Source organism: Luminiphilus syltensis NOR5-1B (assembly GCF_000158175.1).
Lineage (GTDB): Bacteria > Pseudomonadota > Gammaproteobacteria > Pseudomonadales > Halieaceae > Luminiphilus > Luminiphilus syltensis.
The window spans coordinates 730,801-746,800 of record NZ_DS999411.1 but is presented as its reverse complement, the minus strand read 5'-3'; the positions used below and the strand labels follow the sequence as shown (position 1 = coordinate 746,800).

At 59.1% G+C, this 16,000-nt stretch carries 12 protein-coding genes and 1 tRNA gene; 4 read left to right on the top strand and 9 right to left on the bottom strand.

Going from position 1 to position 16,000, the window contains the following annotated elements; translation table 11 throughout:
* Nucleotides 1-157 precede the first annotated feature (157 nt).
* Nucleotides 158-233 (top strand) — tRNA-Thr (locus NOR51B_RS03390).
* A gap of 137 nt (nucleotides 234-370) precedes the next feature.
* On the opposite strand, the gene NOR51B_RS03385 is transcribed toward NOR51B_RS03390, so the two are convergent.
* Nucleotides 371-2,230 carry a gamma-glutamyltransferase family protein gene (locus NOR51B_RS03385; protein ID WP_009020282.1) on the bottom strand — a complete coding sequence of 620 codons (1,860 nt, stop codon included), beginning with the start codon at nucleotides 2,228-2,230 and terminating at the stop codon, nucleotides 371-373.
* 319 nt (nucleotides 2,231-2,549) lie between these two features.
* Between NOR51B_RS03385 and NOR51B_RS03380 the strand changes: the two genes are divergently transcribed.
* Together NOR51B_RS03380 and NOR51B_RS03375 are read left to right on the top strand one after the other, a co-directional pair.
* The gene (locus NOR51B_RS03380) at nucleotides 2,550-3,140 is read left to right on the top strand and encodes a carboxymuconolactone decarboxylase family protein (protein WP_009020206.1); all 591 of its coding nucleotides are present in this window, start codon (nucleotides 2,550-2,552) and stop codon (nucleotides 3,138-3,140) included.
* A 207-nt stretch (nucleotides 3,141-3,347) separates the two neighbouring features.
* Complete coding sequence (locus NOR51B_RS03375; RefSeq protein WP_009019701.1) at nucleotides 3,348-4,721, top strand: VOC family protein; 1,374 nt, start codon at nucleotides 3,348-3,350, stop codon at nucleotides 4,719-4,721.
* A gap of 15 nt (nucleotides 4,722-4,736) precedes the next feature.
* Here the strand turns inward: NOR51B_RS03375 and NOR51B_RS03370 are convergent, their stop codons facing one another.
* The 6 genes from NOR51B_RS03370 to NOR51B_RS03345 all read right to left on the bottom strand — a co-directional run bounded on the left by NOR51B_RS03370 (nucleotide 4,737) and on the right by NOR51B_RS03345 (nucleotide 11,653).
* Nucleotides 4,737-5,627, bottom strand: a complete 891-nt coding sequence (locus NOR51B_RS03370) for an alpha/beta fold hydrolase (protein WP_040481707.1) — start codon at nucleotides 5,625-5,627, stop codon at nucleotides 4,737-4,739.
* A 70-nt stretch (nucleotides 5,628-5,697) separates the two neighbouring features.
* Nucleotides 5,698-5,991 (bottom strand): TIGR03643 family protein, encoded by a 294-nt coding sequence (locus NOR51B_RS03365; protein ID WP_050759408.1) that lies wholly within the window; start codon nucleotides 5,989-5,991, stop codon nucleotides 5,698-5,700.
* 61 nt (nucleotides 5,992-6,052) lie between these two features.
* On the bottom strand, nucleotides 6,053-7,702 hold the full coding sequence (locus NOR51B_RS03360; protein ID WP_009020523.1) for a tRNA-dihydrouridine synthase: 1,650 nt from the start codon (nucleotides 7,700-7,702) through the stop codon (nucleotides 6,053-6,055).
* A gap of 72 nt (nucleotides 7,703-7,774) precedes the next feature.
* On the bottom strand, nucleotides 7,775-9,274 hold the full coding sequence (locus NOR51B_RS03355; RefSeq protein ID WP_009020183.1) for a protein adenylyltransferase SelO: 1,500 nt from the start codon (nucleotides 9,272-9,274) through the stop codon (nucleotides 7,775-7,777).
* Between the two features lie 63 nt (nucleotides 9,275-9,337).
* Complete coding sequence (locus NOR51B_RS03350) at nucleotides 9,338-9,655, bottom strand: high-potential iron-sulfur protein (RefSeq protein WP_009020525.1); 318 nt, start codon at nucleotides 9,653-9,655, stop codon at nucleotides 9,338-9,340.
* Between the two features lie 3 nt (nucleotides 9,656-9,658).
* Entirely contained in the window at nucleotides 9,659-11,653 is a 1,995-nt protein-coding gene (locus NOR51B_RS03345) for an AsmA family protein (protein ID WP_009019024.1), read from the bottom strand.
* 264 nt (nucleotides 11,654-11,917) lie between these two features.
* Between NOR51B_RS03345 and NOR51B_RS03340 the strand changes: the two genes are divergently transcribed.
* Nucleotides 11,918-13,582 (top strand): M28 family metallopeptidase, encoded by a 1,665-nt coding sequence (locus NOR51B_RS03340; protein ID WP_081443882.1) that lies wholly within the window; start codon nucleotides 11,918-11,920, stop codon nucleotides 13,580-13,582.
* Between the two features lie 24 nt (nucleotides 13,583-13,606).
* Here NOR51B_RS03340 and NOR51B_RS03335 read toward each other — a convergent pair whose 3' ends face one another.
* Nucleotides 13,607-15,073 (bottom strand): FAD-binding domain-containing protein, encoded by a 1,467-nt coding sequence (locus NOR51B_RS03335; RefSeq protein WP_040481705.1) that lies wholly within the window; start codon nucleotides 15,071-15,073, stop codon nucleotides 13,607-13,609.
* Nucleotides 15,063-15,974 carry a nucleotide excision repair endonuclease gene (locus tag NOR51B_RS03330; protein ID WP_230198389.1) on the bottom strand — a complete coding sequence of 304 codons (912 nt, stop codon included), beginning with the start codon at nucleotides 15,972-15,974 and terminating at the stop codon, nucleotides 15,063-15,065. Before NOR51B_RS03330 ends, NOR51B_RS03335 begins: the two co-directional genes overlap by 11 nt.
* Between the last annotated feature and the right edge of the window lie 26 nt (nucleotides 15,975-16,000).

Sequence of the window (16,000 nt, the reverse complement as noted above, 5' to 3'; positions counted from 1 at the left end):
AAAGTACCAATCCCTTGTGAAGTTGCCGCGCGTGGCTATAATGCGCGGCGGCGAGGCTTCGGAAAAAGCCTAGCGTAGTGTCTCGCCATGGTGTCCCGATACTGAAGACACTCCCTGCGCTGGTGATGATCGATATTGCCAGCCACAACCCCAAAAAGCCGGTGTAGCTCAGTTGGTAGAGCAGCGCATTCGTAATGCGAAGGTCGTAGGTTCGACTCCTATCTCCGGCACCATATTAGTCAATAAAATCAATTACTTAAGTATAATTCGCTTGCATATAGGCATTGGGCAGGCGAGCCGCGCCCAATGGGTACCCCGTAGAGCAGACAGGGGCTAGCGGACTTTGGGCTGTGCTGATCCGTAGGCGACGCTACCAGGCAATGCCGTAGTCATCGCCATAGTCGCTGGCACCGCCCTGGAAGGTACCCTGCTCGGGGTCAATGATAATCGCTGTGATCGGGCTGTAGGTGCGGTCGACGACTTCAACGTCATAGCCCATCGCCTTGAGACGATTTCGAGAATAGGGCAGTAATTGAGGTGTCACCGACAGACGTCCGGGCTCGCTGATATGTGCGCCAAAGGAGCTTTGCATCTGGTAGCTCGTCACGTTGTGCGCCTCGGCGGCCTGCTGCACATTCATGCCAAATTCCACCACGTTCAAAAAGAACTGCAGCAGGTTCTGTTCCTGCGTATCACCACCTTGCACCGAAAAGGCCATGATGGGATCGCCGTCCCTGAGGGCCAGAGTGGGTGTCAACGTGGCGCGCGGACGCTTGCCCGGCGCAACCACATTGAACGGATTGATTCGCTCATCGAGGACAAAGCTTTGCATCCGCTGACTGAGACCTACGCCACTGTCACCGGCTATAAATGCGGGAATCCATCCACCGGAGGGCGTTATCGACACCACCCAGCCATCGGCATCCGCAGCCTGTATGGACGTCGTACCTGCGAGAAATCCATTGTCATGATTCACACTGGCTTGTTGGAACCCGTCTGAACCCTCGGCGTCAGCTGCCGGAGGTATAGGCGACCATTCTTCCAGAAGCTCGGTGAAGGGGTTTTTGTCACCCTGAAAGGGATAAGGGTCGCCCGGCCTCGCAGTGACATCGTTGACGTCGGGCTTGATGAGCGCACGGCGTTGGGCTGCGTAGTCTTTGCTCAATAGGCCTTCAATAGGTTCTGCCGGAGGAAAGTACGGGTCACCGTAGTAGAAATCGCGATCCGCAAAAGCCAGGTTCATCACTTGATACAGCGTATGAATGTATTTCGCACTGTTGTAACCCATACCTTTAACATCGATGGGTTCGAGAATGTTCAGAGCCTGAAGCATGGCAGGGCCCTGCACCCAGGTGGTGAGTTTGTAGACATCAATGCCCTTGTAATTGGTGCTTACCGGCTCTTCGATATGGACTTGCCAGTTGGCCAGGTCTTGTTCGGTAAAAAGCCCTCCCTGTTCGCGGGTAGCACGGACAATTTCCCTGGCAATGTCGCCGCTATAGAAGCGCTCATAGGCCGCATAAATCGCCTCTTTACGCGACTGTCCTTCAGCCAGGGCGTCGGCCTCAGCAGCCACCAGTTTTTGCAGGGTTGTCAGCAAATCCAATTGCCTGAATAGTTCGCCGCCGTCGGGGGCTGCGCGTTGATCCGGATTGCTTTCGTCGAGATGGGGCAGGAATACGCGTTTGGAGTCGGGCCACTGAGCGATAATCTCCCGGCGGCGCTCTATGTTGTCTGCCTGTACCGCTTCAATAGGATAGCCCTCGGCCATCTGCATGGAAGGCGCGAGTACTTCTGCCAGGCTCAGACGGCCATATTCAGCGAGCATCACCATCAGTCCCCCAGGGGTGCCCGGGGTCACCGCTGCCAGGGGGCCGTATTCCGGCGGGTACACCATGCCTTGTTCGCGGAAAAATTCGGGCGTTGCGCCGCTGGGGGCGACGCCCAATGCGTTGATACCCACGACCTTGCCCGTTTCCGGATTGTAGATCAGCGCCTGTGTTTCTCCCCCCCAGCCCAGGGTGTCCCACATGGTAGCGGTGGCTCCGAGCATGGCGCAGGCCGCGTCAACGGCGTTGCCGCCTTGGGCAAACATCATTGCACCGGCGCTTGCCGCGAGGGGCTTGCCGGTCATCGCCACCCAATGCCGCCCGTGCAGCACCGGCTTTGCGGTGTCCTGTGCCGATGCGGGCATTACCGAGGCGATGGTCAGACTCAGGCAGATACCCAAGGTGGATCCTATGCGGCCAAAAACCGCCCATTTCGTAGGAACATCACTTTGAGGCACGGTGCGTCTCCAGGGTGTTTTGAGAAGGGGGGCTATTGAGGCTACGCAGCTACCATCGATTGTCAATCAGTGACTACTGTTCGACCCGTTGCCCCTCATTGTTATGGCTCGCGTTGGTCAAAGACGCGATTGTCGGTGCTGGACAGGCTCTGAGTCCTTCTCTAGGGTAGGGTGTTGGTCTTTTGCACCGGCACGCTGGATAACTAACAGTGCTGGCGCGCCTAACCCTAAGTCTCTTATTAATCATAAGAAAGGAGAAATCATGAGTCGTATCAGCAAACTACCGGTAGAGCAGTGGGATCCTGAACTGGCAAAAATGACCATGGCGGATACCGCCACCGACATCGAGCAGGGCATCACCCGCATGTTGGCGCATTGTCCTGAAATGGCCAAGGGCGCGATTGGTTTTGGCGCCGCTATTGCCATGAACCGAACCCTGCCCGAGCGCCTCATCGAATTGGTCCGTCTGCGTGTGGCGTTTCATAACCAGTGCCGCTCCTGCATGGCGATTCGCTACTCGAGTGCCGCCAACGATGTCGACGAAGATCTGGTGTGCTCGATTGAGAAGCCTCAGGAAGCACCCGATCTCACCGACGCCGAGCGGGTCGCGCTGGAGTTTGCCGATCGCTTCGCCACCGATCACCTGTCTAATACCGACAAGCGGTTTGCGGAACTGCGCGAGCATTTCACCGAGGCGCAAACCATGGAACTGATGCTGCATCTCGCGCTGTATGTGGGGATGGGCCGCCTTGCCGCAACACTCGATATGACCGAGGAGCTGCCCGCGGGCTTCCAGAAGCCCTTCGGCGAGGTCGTTCAGCCCTGGGCCGATGCGCCGGTGCAGGTGCGCTAGGGACTTAATGAGGTGCCCTTCAGGAAAGGGGTAGTGAGCTCACTGCCTCGAGCGTACTCGCCAAATTAAGCCGGGGTGTCAGCCGGCGTGATGGCTGCCTGTCTGTTAAATGGAGTCCAACGATTAGGCACCCAGATCCCGTTGGGGCCGCACCCGCGCTGCGGTAGCCGGCGCATACTGAATGATAACGATAAGTGGGTGATGACTATGCGAATGACTGTCTGTGCCGTTTTCTTACTCATCGCCGCAGGATTTTTCGCGGCTTCTTCAGTCTTGGCGGCGGACGCCCAGCTGACACGATTCGGTCCGGAAGTCTACCAGCCCTCTCCCCGGGTCCCCGACATCGATCGCCGCGCTTTTTTTGGCGTGGCAGGGCCCGGAGAAATGGTAATTACTCGCGGCGGTGATGCCGCGGCCGCGGACCTTGAATTAGCCGATGTGATTATTTCCCTCAATGAGGAGGAGGTCTGGCGTTCCGGGGAAGCGCGTTTCATCGATGGTCAGGCTCGCATCAATGTCGCCTTAAAAGAGACAAACCTGCTTCGTGTGCAATCCCGGGGTTACCGCGGGGAGCCACTGACGCTGCGTGTGGTTCAGCCCGAGCGCGTATCGCTGGGGATCGCGGGTCGAATCCACTTCAATATCAATACCAACGACTACCCGGCAACCCGGGAGTTTTATCGCCAGCTCGGATTCGCCAAGGCCATTGGTCCTTTTCCTGAAACCAATACCCTCGAGATGGCCCACTCGATGGGGATGACCGATACGTACCGGCTGTACGCCGAATTAATCTATATCGGTGCGTCGGATCTGGATCCGGCCCAGCTCTTTGTTCCCAGTGGCCGGATGATCGACATCATCCATTGGCGCGACCCCGAAAATCGCGGCGAGGCTTACCCCAGTCTCAATCGACTGGGCATCTCCCGGCTGGTGCTTACCACCACCCATCTCGATGCCGATTTGGCGCGCATGGCGAGTCTGGGCGTGACACCGTTGGGGCCGGCGGCCACCCGCGCTGATGGTTCCCGGTTCGCGATCATCCGCGACCCTGCGGGTACCTTTGTGGAGCTTCGACAGGAGCCGGGTGCAACGCCGAGGGAAACCCATGGGGCTTTTGTGACGGCGATCAACCGGCTGGTGATCAATGTCAGCGATTTTGAGCGATCCCGGGAATTTTACCGGCTCATTGGATTCACCGAGGGCTCGGCGTTGCCTGCACAATTATCAGAGCCCGAGCGGCGCGCCATGGGTTTTGATCAGCCCGCCCGTTTTACCGCTGAGCTGATTCGCCACGAGCAGGACGGGTCATTGATAGAGCTGGTCGAATGGCATACCCCCCGTGATTTAACACCTCCCCACCCGGCGCCGATCAATCACCCCGGTATGCACCGCATTAATTACGCAACCACCGACATTGACAGCGATACGGCCGCGTTGCTCGATGCAGGGGTTGAGTTTCTTTCCCCGGTGGTGCGTTGCTGTGACGGTGACGCATCGACCATGGGGATTGTCGTATTCAAGGATCCCGATGGTATTTTCCTGCAGCTCCTCGGTGCAGTGGAGCCCCGTTCGACCCCCTGAGACGCTGTCTGCGCTTCAGACGCCTTTTGCGAGTTGGTCGATATGGTCCGCCATGGATTCCATCAGCGGCTCGGGGAAATCGTGCCCCATTCCGGGATAGAGCACGAGCTCGGATTGCGGCAGATTGTTGGCGGTATCGATTCCACAGGCTACCGGGACCAGCGGATCATCCTCACCGTGGATGACCAGCGAGGGCACCCGGACCGAGCGCAGTAAGCGGCGTCGGTCCCTTGAATGTAATACCGCGGCCAGCTGCCGGGAGACCCCCCTAGGGTAGTAGCCCCCGCGATCCACCGCCGCCGCGGCCGCCGCGCGCAATTCATCATCATCCTTGGGATAGGCCGGGCTTTGCACGGCTTTGCGAACACGCACGTTGCGAATAACAATGGACTCCCGACTGGTGGGGTCATCGGGTTTCATAAAAATGGCTTTCGATGCCTCGGGCTCCGGATTGGGCAGCGAACGGTGGCCTGTAGTCGACATAATCGATGTCAACGTCGCGGCGCGGGACGAATGCTTGGCGGCAATCAGCTGGGCGATCATGCCCCCCATTGAGGCACCGACGATGTGCGCCCGCTCAATGCCTAGGGCATCGAGCAGACCGACGGCGTCCTGCGCCATATCATCCAGGGTATAGGGCACCGGGGGGCGTAAACCGACCAGCCGCGCGAGTATCAATGGCCCAATTTTCGGCACTTTGAGGTGATCGAGCTTGCTCGATAAACCGACGTCGCGGTTATCAAAGCGCACGACGAAGTAACCGTGCTTAACCAGCTGCTGACAAAAGCTGTCGGGCCAGGCGGTCAGTTGGGTGGCGAGCCCCATGATGAGTAACACGCAGGGCTTATCCGGGTCACCGAAGGTTTCGTATTCCAATTCGATGCCATTGGCGTGGGCGGTGGGCATTGGCTGTCCTTTTGCTTGCGGCTGGAAATCAACACCTGTTGTGTCGGGGAAGCGCGTCGGAGTTTGGGCGTCAGCGCTGTTTGTATTGGGTGGGGCAATAGCCCCGGGATACACCAAAACCGCGCAGTGCCCGGTGCTTGGTGGCGCGCCCGGTCACCCGTTTGCGCCAGTTGTTGAACGCGGTGCGTTTCAGGGACCGACGCATGAGCGCGATGGTGTCTGGCTCGCTTAACCCATAGCTGGCCTCGATCGCTTCAAACGGCGTTCGATCTTCCCAGGCCATTTCAATCACCCGCGATTGTTCCGCAGCGGTCAGGGACGGTCGGTGTTTTGCGGAGTGAGCTGATCGATTGACGGACGGCATGTGTATACGGGTCGGAGTATGGATTTGACGGCTAGTTTAATGGGTTTAACGCCTGTTCCCATCAGCCATTGAGGATCGGCGCTTCGATATCGATAAACGGACCATCGATGCAGATCCGGCGCCCGTCGGGGCTCGCACAGGCACCGCAGATGCCGACGCCGCACTTGGTGGTGTAATCAATCGCTGAATGGATCTGCTCATCGGCGCAATAACGCTGCTGTACCGCGTGAGCCGCATGGATCATGGGTTCGGGCCCGCAGTTGTAGAACACGGTGCGCGACAAGACATCGGCGGGCAGCGCGGCGAGGTAATCGTCGAGGGCATCGGTGACGCGGCCGCGAAAGCCCTCGCTGCCATCGTCGGTGGCCACGGTGACCTCGGCAATGGCGCGGCATTCTTCGAGGAAGTACAGCCGGTCGGCACTGCGCGCGCCGGCAAAAATCTGTGCGGGTGCCTCGGCCGAACCAAAGTCCCTCGCCAGTTGATACACCGCGGCCAGTCCGGTCCCACCGGCAACACAGACAATATGGGCATCACCCGGCGGTGAAACGGCCTCGCCGTAAGGCCCCCGGATGAATACCTCATCGCCTTGCTGTAACCCATAAGTAGCATGGGTGAATTCACCGACGTCGATAGCGGCGAGACGCAGGGGCTTATCGGTCAGACAGGAAAATGGTTTCTCACCCACGCCCGGTATCCAGACGAACACGTACTCGCCGGCGCGAATATCAATGCCCCCATCGAGGGTGAGCACGGTAATGTCGTCACAGACGGGCTTGTTGCTGACGACTTCGAAGGAGTGAAACGCCATGTCTACGTCGTAGCGAACATAACCCTCGGCAGTCGCCGTTTTCTCCGTGAGATCACTCTCGAGCGCGGCAAAATAATCAATGAGCGTCGCCGTGTTGAGTCCGGTGAGTGCCGAGCCAATACCCACGATATCGGCGCCCGCGGTCATCGCTGCCCGACAATCCTCGGCCGTAGAGAGTCCACCGCAGCCGATAATCGGTACCTCGGTGACCGCCCGTAACTCGCGGATGCACTTCAATGCGATGGGAAGTACCCCCTTGCCCGACATCCCCCCTACCTCGTTCGAGAGCACCGGATGGCCATGGCTCGAGGTAAGGCCCGGCCCCACGGTATTGATGGCGCAAAGTGCGTCGGCTCCGGCGTCGACCGCGGCGCGGCCGATGGCGGCAATATCACTGGCATTGGGTGTTAGTTTGGGTACCACCGGGATCGCAACGGCCGCTTTTACCGCGGCGACGACTTCCGCGACCATGTCAGGATCCTGGCCCATGGCCATGCCGTAGCCCTTGGCGTGCGGACAGGACAGATTGAGCTCCAGTCCATCGGCGACGGGTGCGAGAAGCGTCGCTACCGCGACAAATTCTTCAACGCTGCCACCAAAAATCGATACCAGCAGGAAGCGATCCTCAGGAACAGTGAGCTTGCGCAATCCCGCCAATGCCGCCTCGGCACCCGGGTTGGTGAGTCCGACCGCATTGACGAAGCACCCGGGAGCATACTGGCTGTAGATCGGCTCGCGATTCCCTGCCCGGGGTGTGGGGCCGATACTTTTGGTCGTAATTACGCCGATCTGCGGACAGTCCCGCAGCAACCGCTGAATAATGGACGGCGCTGTGCTGACGATACCGGAGGGGATAGTAAACGGGCCGCTGATACGCTTGCCCAGAAATTCGGTGGTCACGAATGCAGTCTCGAGATCAGAAAGCTGGATTATACGAGTCACCCGCGTCCGCTGCGAGCGTTGTTAAAGCAATCAGGTGCCACAAAATGTGCGCAGTACCTGCTCCTCCGGCTCCGGAGGGCGAATGTACTCGAGATCGGCGTCGCGCCAGGCAAACGGCTGTTTCCAGCGTGCCTCCAGGTCGAGAAGCGCGGTGTCATCGCCGTTTTCCGCGGCGGCAATGGCGCCGGCTACCAAATGATTCCGAGGAATGGTGACCGGGTTGCTCGATTGCATTGCCTCGATATGCGTGCTGCGACCACCGGTATTGGCCACGAAGCGGCGTCGCCACAGCCCCAGCCAGCCATTGAGCCCGGCGGTGGGTACAAACACCTCGGGAATCAGGCTGTCATCCAGCGCACCGGCGGCCACCTCGGTAAGCCAGCGGAAGCTGAGGGTGAAATCGAGTTGATCCTGCTGGAGTTGGGCGAAGAATCCATCGATCAATTCCCGATCACCTTCACGCATGTGATCGAGCCCAAACTTGGCAGTGAGGACCGTGTTATAGGCCTCGTCGAACTGCGCCGGGAAGCTATCCACCAGGCGTTGGGCAATGGCGACGGCCTCGTCCTGCTCGCCGGGCAACAGTGACAGCAGTGATTGGGCCAGCATGGTGTAATTCCAATGCACGATGCGCGGCTGATTGGCAAAGGCATAGCGACCCTGGGTATCGATCGAGCTGAATACCTGATTGTGCGAGAACGCGTCCATAAAGGCACAGGGCCCGTAATCAACGGTCTCACCGCAGAGCAGCATATTGTCGGTGTTGAGTACGCCGTGGATAAAACCCAGGCCCTGCCACTGTGCCACCAATCCGGCGAGTCGCTGGCCGACGACGGTTAACAGCAACTCGGTGGCGGACAGGTCCGGGTTGAGCTCGCTAGCGGCGTCCATGGCATCGGCGTAATGCCGCTGCACTGTGTAGTCCACTAACGCCTCGAGACCTTCGCCGCGCTGGCTCACCGCAAAGTACTGCATCGTGCCAATGCGCAGGTGACTGCTGGCCACTCGCGTGAGGACCGCGCCGTATTCGGCGGTCTGTCGATAAACCCGCTCGCCGGTGCGGATGGCGGCCAGGGCTCGGGTCGTCGGTACCCCCAGCGCGGCCATTGCTTCGCTGACCAGATACTCACGTACCACCGGACCAATCGGCGATCGCCCATCGCCACCTCTTGAATAGGGTGTGGTTCCCGCGCCTTTCAATTGCAGGTCAAAACGCGCTCCCGCGGGGGTCAGGCACTCGCCGAGCAGGATGGCACGACCGTCCCCCAATTGAGGATTGTAGCTGCCGAATTGATGCCCGGCGTAAACGGTAGCGACGGGTTCAGAGCCCGGTAACAGGGTATTGCCTGATAATGCCGACAGTGCATCGTCACCGGGAACGTCTCCACCTGACCAGCCAAGTTCTTTCGCCAGTGGCGCGTTCCATGCGATCCAATCGGGTTGAGCGACGGGCGTGGGTGGCTGGGCGCTGGAATAGGGCGAGCCCAGAGCCGCGTAGCTGTTATCAAATCGAAAAGACGTGGTGGTCATGTCGTGGCTCAACTCCTGGAGGGGGCATTCAACAGTACCCGTTTTGTGGTGGGCGCGGTTCTGTTAGCGCTTGGTCCAGGCATTACACCAGCCGTTGTCGGGAACTTCACGGCCCCAAAAAATATCGCAGCGGCCCACCTCCGATTCCCCTTTCTTGAACAGTGCACAGGAACGACAGCGCTGCTTATCGCCATTTGCCGACGCTTTTTTGGGCCACGCCTTAGTGTCGACCTGGGTATGGTCTGGCGAGTAACCGAGCGCCTGCGCGCTCAGGCTTTGCGGGTCCAGCACACCCTGTGCGAAGCCGGAGTCAGGAATCGGTAGACAGAGGGCCGCCGAGCCCGCGATGAGCTGTCGGCGCGTCATGCCGCAGGGCTTCATCGATCAGTCTCCGAACAAACCCTTCAGAACATCGCCGGCCTTTTCGCCGATTTCGCTGCCAATTTTTTCGGTTTGCTTGCGCAATTGTGACTTGGCTTCATTGCGTATCACCTGCTCCGCCAGCGAATCGGTGTCCAGGCCGCACCAGGAGGCAGGATCGCCCTTCAGATTACCCTCGCAGCTGACCGGCCACTTTATGGTTTCATACCCCTCACGGATCCTGCAGGCTTCATCCTGCTCGGCGAGCGCTTCGTAGAGCTTGGCGCCCAATTCCAATTCCAGATCAAGGTTTGCCAGTACAATACGACCCTCACCGGTCATGGAAACCCCTGCGGTGGTGAGTTTGACAGGGTCGATCTCGGCATAGCCGTCATCGAACTCCACTTCAACCAGGACGGTATCGAGGGCAGTTTCGGTACCAAAATCATGGCTTAGCTGGTCCTGATTGATCAGTGCGGCCGCCGAACACATCACGCCCTGCACCGAGACCTTTTCCACCACCACATTGCTGCCCTCGACGGTCAGGTCACCATCGAGTCCCACCTGCAGCGCTTGCGCCGTCTGACCCGCGGTCTCGACCTCCCATTTCATATCCACACGGCCGCGGGCAGTGTCGGTCTGATCGAGGGAGGCGAGCAGGCTTTCGATCTGAAACCCGCCCAGGCCCCCTTCGATACTGGCCTCCACCTCGGCGCGTCGGGCGTTGATGACCATTTCAGTGTTCAGTTGCCCTCCGTGTAAAACACCCTGAATTTGCGAAAAGTCAGCAATCCCATCGAGTACCCGCAGTTTCAGCAATGCCCCGGTGATGGTTTGTCCGCCCGCGATTAACTCATTGGCACCGAGGGATAAGTCCAGATCAAGGGCGCGCAGCGGGCCCACCGGCAATGGAACGGGTGGGGCCGGGGTGGCTGGGGATGACGCCGCCGCTGTACTTCCGGCGGTACTGGGTTTTGCTCCTTCGGGCGCGGATTCACTGCTGCTGTCAGCCTCGGTTTCCGTGACCGGGGTAGCTTTCCCCGAGGCACTACTTGCCGGGGGCGTTAGTTGATCCAAATTAAGGGATTCACTCTCAAAACTGACGAGGATCTGCGGGCTTTCCAGCGCGGCGAAGGTGAGGTCGCCCGAAACCGATCCGCCGGGCAAGGCCGTGGTGAGATCAAAGTCCGCGTGTAGTGGCAGCAGTGTTACCGCACCGCTGAGCGTGCTGTCGATCGGACCGCTGAGCACACCGGTTAGCCGTGTATTGACAGCGATGACTTTAATGTCGGTGAGGTTGCTTGCAACACGCACATCGCCATCGATCGAGAGATTAATAGGCGTCGCGTCAGGACTTTGCAGCCGCGCGCGCCCGTCAATGGTGATTGGGCGCTCCTCGGTATTGACGTCACTGACCTTGAATAGCGGGATTGCGACATTCAGGGTTTCCTTACCCGATGAATCCAGCAGGGTTAGCGATACGTCCTCGAGTACCACGGCATCGACCGCAACGACCAAGCCTGATGAAACAACCGTCGCTCCGGTCATTTCTTTGCGCTTCGCTTCCCGCTCCTTTCGCAGTGCTCTGCCGAGTTGCTCCCACTCGCGGTCGGATAAGTCCTCCAGATCATCGGGTACCGGTATTTCGGGGGTGGCCACCGCCTCGGTAATGGTCACATTGACGCCCGATAAGTTCATCGCATCGACTTCGGTTCGCCCGGTGAGGAGCGGCAGGATGGCCAAACCGAAATCGAGTTGAGTGATCTTCGCTTCAATCCGAGACTCGGTGTCATCCGCGGGCGGGATTGTTAGCGTCGCCTCGCCCAGATTCAAGGACAGACGCGGGAATACTGAGAAATCCGCCTCACCCAACACCCGGAGCTCTCCGCCGGTGGCCTCTCCGACCATCTCGTCCGCCAGCGCAACCAGCTCGTTGGTATCGATGAATACCGGAAGTAGAAACAGCGCGACCACCACCAGAGCAATCAGCGCGCCTACGATCCACAGAATGACCAGCATGTAAATTCTCCTCAATAGTGGGAAAAGGATAGCAGAGGCTGCAGCTCACTACCGCATGGCGTAGGATCGCGGTCGCGGCGGCTAGTGTTGCCCGTTTTAAGGCCTGCGTGCGTGGTAGCGCCCGTCTTTCCGCGCCTTACCCGTTGTCTTGGTGCAACGGGCTCAATGCGTGCCAGGTGCGCCCTGCCAAAATTGATGCCCGCTGATGCAGTGGGATAGCATCCATCCATCAAAACTATTGCGTGTTCAAAGAGGAGTCACATCATGACAGGGCAGCATACTCAGCGCTGGATAATTAGTTTCTGTTGCGCCGCAGTTTTTTGCGGCGTGGCGGTAAACGCCTCTGAAGAGCAACTCACGGTTGATTTCCATCCCGACCCGGATCGACTGGTCGCCCATACGGCGTTTCTTGCCGATGATCTGCTCGAGGGTCGCGAGGCGGGAACGCCGGGTCATGAGCGCGCCTCGCTCTATATTGCCACCGAGTTTCGCAAGTTGGGACTTCAGCCCGCGGGCACTGACGGGTATCTCCAGCGAATTGATTTTCGCCGCTCGCGCCTAAAAACCGATTCACTCAGGGCGGTACTGAACACCCCCGGCGAGGAGCGGGAGCTCACCTTCCTGGATGATTATTACGTGGGCGCCAGTCTGGTTCGTACCGCGTCCAGCCTCGATTGCGAAATGGTGTTTGTCGGCTACGGTATTGTTGCCCAACCGCTGGATTACGACGATTACCAGGGCGTCGATGTTCAGGACAAATGCGTCGTGGCGTTCAAAGGTAAGCCCGCCTGGTTTCCGAGTGAGCAGGGTGCCCACTTTTCCAAACTAAAGGTAAAGAACGCCGCTGATCGAGGCGCGATTGGCTTCATTTCGTTGACCACCCCCGAATCACTGGAGCGATTCCCTTTCGAGAAATACAGAGAACGGGTCGGACGCGCCCGCATGACATGGCTGTACGATGACGGTTCGCTGTTCAATGCCAAGCCCCGTATCCAGAGCAGTATCACGCCCAGTCCTGCGGTGGCCGCGAGTCTCTTTGTCGCCACTGAAAAGGATCTCGACGACCTCTATGCCATGTTGGAAACCGAAGAGCGGTTCGTCCCGTTCCCAATACCGGGACGGCTCCAGCTTGAAAAGGGAAGCCAGCATGAGGCGGTGACCAGTCCCAACGTGGTTGCCCTGTTGGAAGGGTCGGATCCGGTGCTCAAACACGAGTACGTGGTGTTTTCTGCCCACTCGGATGCCATCGGCATGAAACAGGGCGAGGCGGGTGAGGACCTGATTATTAACGGCGCCCTCGATAACGCATCGGGGATTGCTACGATGCTTGAGGTTGCCCGGCTATTTTCTGGAATGGAGGTAGCGCCGCGACGATCGGTCGTGTTTGCAGCGATGACCGCTGAGGAAAAAGGGCTGCTGGGGGCCTATTATTTCGCCGAGCACCCAACGGTTCCGGTCCAGTCTATGGTGGCCAACGTCAATCTGGACATGCCGATTCTTTTGTATGAGTTTGCCGACATCATCGCGTTTGGCGCGGGCCACAGTGATATGGGAGGGACCGTATCTCGCGCCGCGGCGGCGGAGTCCCTTGAGCTCACGCCAGACCCCTGGCCCGAGCAGGGTTATTTCACGCGATCTGATCACTATGCGTTTGTAAAACAGGGTATCCCCGCGGTTTTTGTTAAAGGGGGCATCAAGGCGCGAGACCCATCCGTCGATGCCTTGGAAGTGGATAAGGATTTTCGCAAGCATCATTATCATCAGGTTAGTGATGATATGAGGCTGCCGATCAAATGGGATGCGGCGGTTACCTTTACACGGGTTAATGCGCGCATTGCCCTTGAGCTTGCCAACCAGCCATCGCGGCCACGGTGGAACGACGGCGACTTTTTTGGTGAGACCTTTGCCAGAGAAACCGCGGCGGAGTAGCGCCAGAACGGCATTGATCGCAGCTCAGGCTCCGGATGCAAAACTCGACCGGCGCTCCACATGCCGGCTCAGAATACGGGCCCGTTCGCGGGCGATGGTCGGGTCTTTTTTCAGCGACCAGAGCCGATCCCTAGCCTCGCGATAGCTCGATTCGGGGGAGACAACAGGGTCCGGATAGTCGCAGCTATAGAGCATGCGCTCCATTGCTGACATCTCCCAGGGCTGGTGACGCAGGGGTGCCGGTAGCCCCGCTAATTCTGGCACCCACTGGGCAATGAAATCGCCGTCGGGGTCGTGGTCCATCGATTGCTTGACGGGGTTGTAGATGCGAATGGTGTTAATGCCCGTGACCCCGGCCTGCATTTGCATCTGGGCGTAATGAATACCGGGCTCAAAGTCGAGAAACAGTGAACCGAGCCAGGCCGCGCCCTGCCGCCAGTCCTGTGCCAGGTAATGGCAAAGAAAGCTGGTGAGCATCGCTCTTGAACGAAAATTGATATAGCCGGTTGCTATCAGACAGCGCATGGCGGCATCGATCAGCGGGTAACCGGTGCGACCCTCGCACCAGGCCCGGACAAGCTCGGGATCGGCTTCGGTTCGGTGGGGTATATACCCGCGATTGATCGGCTCGAACTCCATTCGGCACTCCATCTCGAATTTCTGGATGAAGTGACAATGCCAATGCAGGCGCGATTCAAAGGCGGCCAGTTGCCGCCGCCACTGCCCCTTTTCACGGGCCTGCTGTAACGCCTGATAAACCTGACGAATACTCAGGTTGCCCCAGGCGATGTAGGGTGAAAGTCGTGAGCAGGAGTTGCGACTTGCCGCTGGTTTAGAGATGCCGCGCTGGTAGCCGGCAACGCGACCTTCAAGAAAGGAATTCAAGGTCTCGTGGGCGCGACGTTCACCACCGCGCTGGAACTGTGGATGCGTGGTTTCCCATTGGGCCAGGCGACGGCACACCCTACCGCTGAGCGCCTCTGGCAGCGCCGGGGTTCGACCGGGGAGTGCATTCAGCCGCGGCGAGTCCGGCTGGGCAGACATCTGCTGATGCCAGGCGCGGCTCCAGCCTTTGCGATTGCGGCGACCCCGTTGCACGCCATTGGTGGGGTACTCGAGCCAGTCGATATCCTGGCTTTGTGCAAACTCCGATACCCAGCGATCCCGCGCGTAGGTCACCTCGAGCCCCGTTTCCTCGTGGCTGTATATGGTGGCGATGCCGAGCGTGCGGTGTAACCGCGGGAACACCTCCTCGGCGTCGGCCTCGAGGACATGCAAAAGGGTGTCGTGAGGGGACAGGCGACTCGAAAGATCGCGGAGTGATTGGGCAATAAAGTGCCAGTGCCGGCGTCGATAGTGGGGGTCCCGGAGCAACCGGGGTTCCACCAGATAAAGAAGCAGCAGGGGTTTGTTGGCATCGATTGCGGCGGACAAGGCGGCGTTGTCTTCCAGGCGAAGGTCCCGCTTGAACCACACGATGTTAACGCTCACGCCGTCTCCCCACTCCCAGCAGGGGGTTACTGACCGGCTTTCCGTCAAGGCCCAGAACCTCTACCTGCCCGCGGACCAGCGCTTTCATGATCAGATGGTAGCTATCCCGGTCAAAGCGACGCCGGGACTCGGTGTCGGCCGCCCGCTGGGCGGAGTTGATGGAATTGAAATGACCGTGATACACCCAGTGATTCACCCAATAGAACTGTTCGGGCGGCTGGGGATCGACGGGGTGCAGGGTGTGTTCGCGCAGCAGCAATGGTCCGGGGAAGGGCCAGGCGGCAATGCGATCGCCATCCAGCGCCGAAAGCAGACGGGCGTTGTGCTCCTCGGCGGTCTCATCTCCGGCGCAGGCGCCATCGCATCGCTTCAACTGATAATGAAAGCAGGGCGCGCGGCCTTTCTCCAGACCCAGCATCAGCAAACACAGCCCCTGGTCACGGGCGTGCCGGCGCAGGGTGGAATCGATATGTTTCTTGTTGTGAAAAAGGCCGTAGCTATCGTGCGTGCGAGCACCAGAGGGCGCGAAATCACGGGCAGTGGGTTTCAGAAACCCCGTCGTGTCGCGATTTAACTCAATCGTCCACAATTGCCGTTGCTGTCGCTGGCGTCGGTTGTAGAGCGGGGTCTCCGCCTTGATCGCAGCGTTTTCCAGAAGCAATGCACCGAACTCCCCGGCGGTGGGTTCGCAATCGATGCGGGCGACCTGCGACATGATGCGCTGATGCCTGCCGGGCTTGCTGCCGGCGTGAAAGTGAGACACGACGCGCGCGTGTATGTCGACGCTTTTACCGATATAAAGTAGCTCTCCACCGCCAGCAAAGAAGCGATAAACCCCACTAAATCTGGGCAACACGTCGACAGGGCTGTCGCATATCCGGAGATCAATTTGGTCGGGCACAGACATGCTGCCATTATGATCGGTTC

What these genes read in the sequence shown, in the direction of transcription:
- NOR51B_RS03350 (WP_009020525.1), bottom strand. Translation starts at nt 9,655, where the DNA reads ATGAAGCCCTGCGGCATGACGCGCCGACAGCTCATCGCGGGCTCGGCG.
- NOR51B_RS03355 (WP_009020183.1), bottom strand. Translation starts at nt 9,274, where the DNA reads ATGACCACCACGTCTTTTCGATTTGATAACAGCTACGCGGCTCTGGGC.
- NOR51B_RS03380 (WP_009020206.1), top strand. Translation starts at nt 2,550, where the DNA reads ATGAGTCGTATCAGCAAACTACCGGTAGAGCAGTGGGATCCTGAACTG.
- NOR51B_RS03345 (WP_009019024.1), bottom strand. Translation starts at nt 11,653, where the DNA reads ATGCTGGTCATTCTGTGGATCGTAGGCGCGCTGATTGCTCTGGTGGTG.
- NOR51B_RS03375 (WP_009019701.1), top strand. Translation starts at nt 3,348, where the DNA reads ATGCGAATGACTGTCTGTGCCGTTTTCTTACTCATCGCCGCAGGATTT.
- NOR51B_RS03340 (WP_081443882.1), top strand. Translation starts at nt 11,918, where the DNA reads ATGACAGGGCAGCATACTCAGCGCTGGATAATTAGTTTCTGTTGCGCC.
- NOR51B_RS03365 (WP_050759408.1), bottom strand. Translation starts at nt 5,991, where the DNA reads ATGCCGTCCGTCAATCGATCAGCTCACTCCGCAAAACACCGACCGTCC.
- NOR51B_RS03370 (WP_040481707.1), bottom strand. Translation starts at nt 5,627, where the DNA reads ATGCCCACCGCCCACGCCAATGGCATCGAATTGGAATACGAAACCTTC.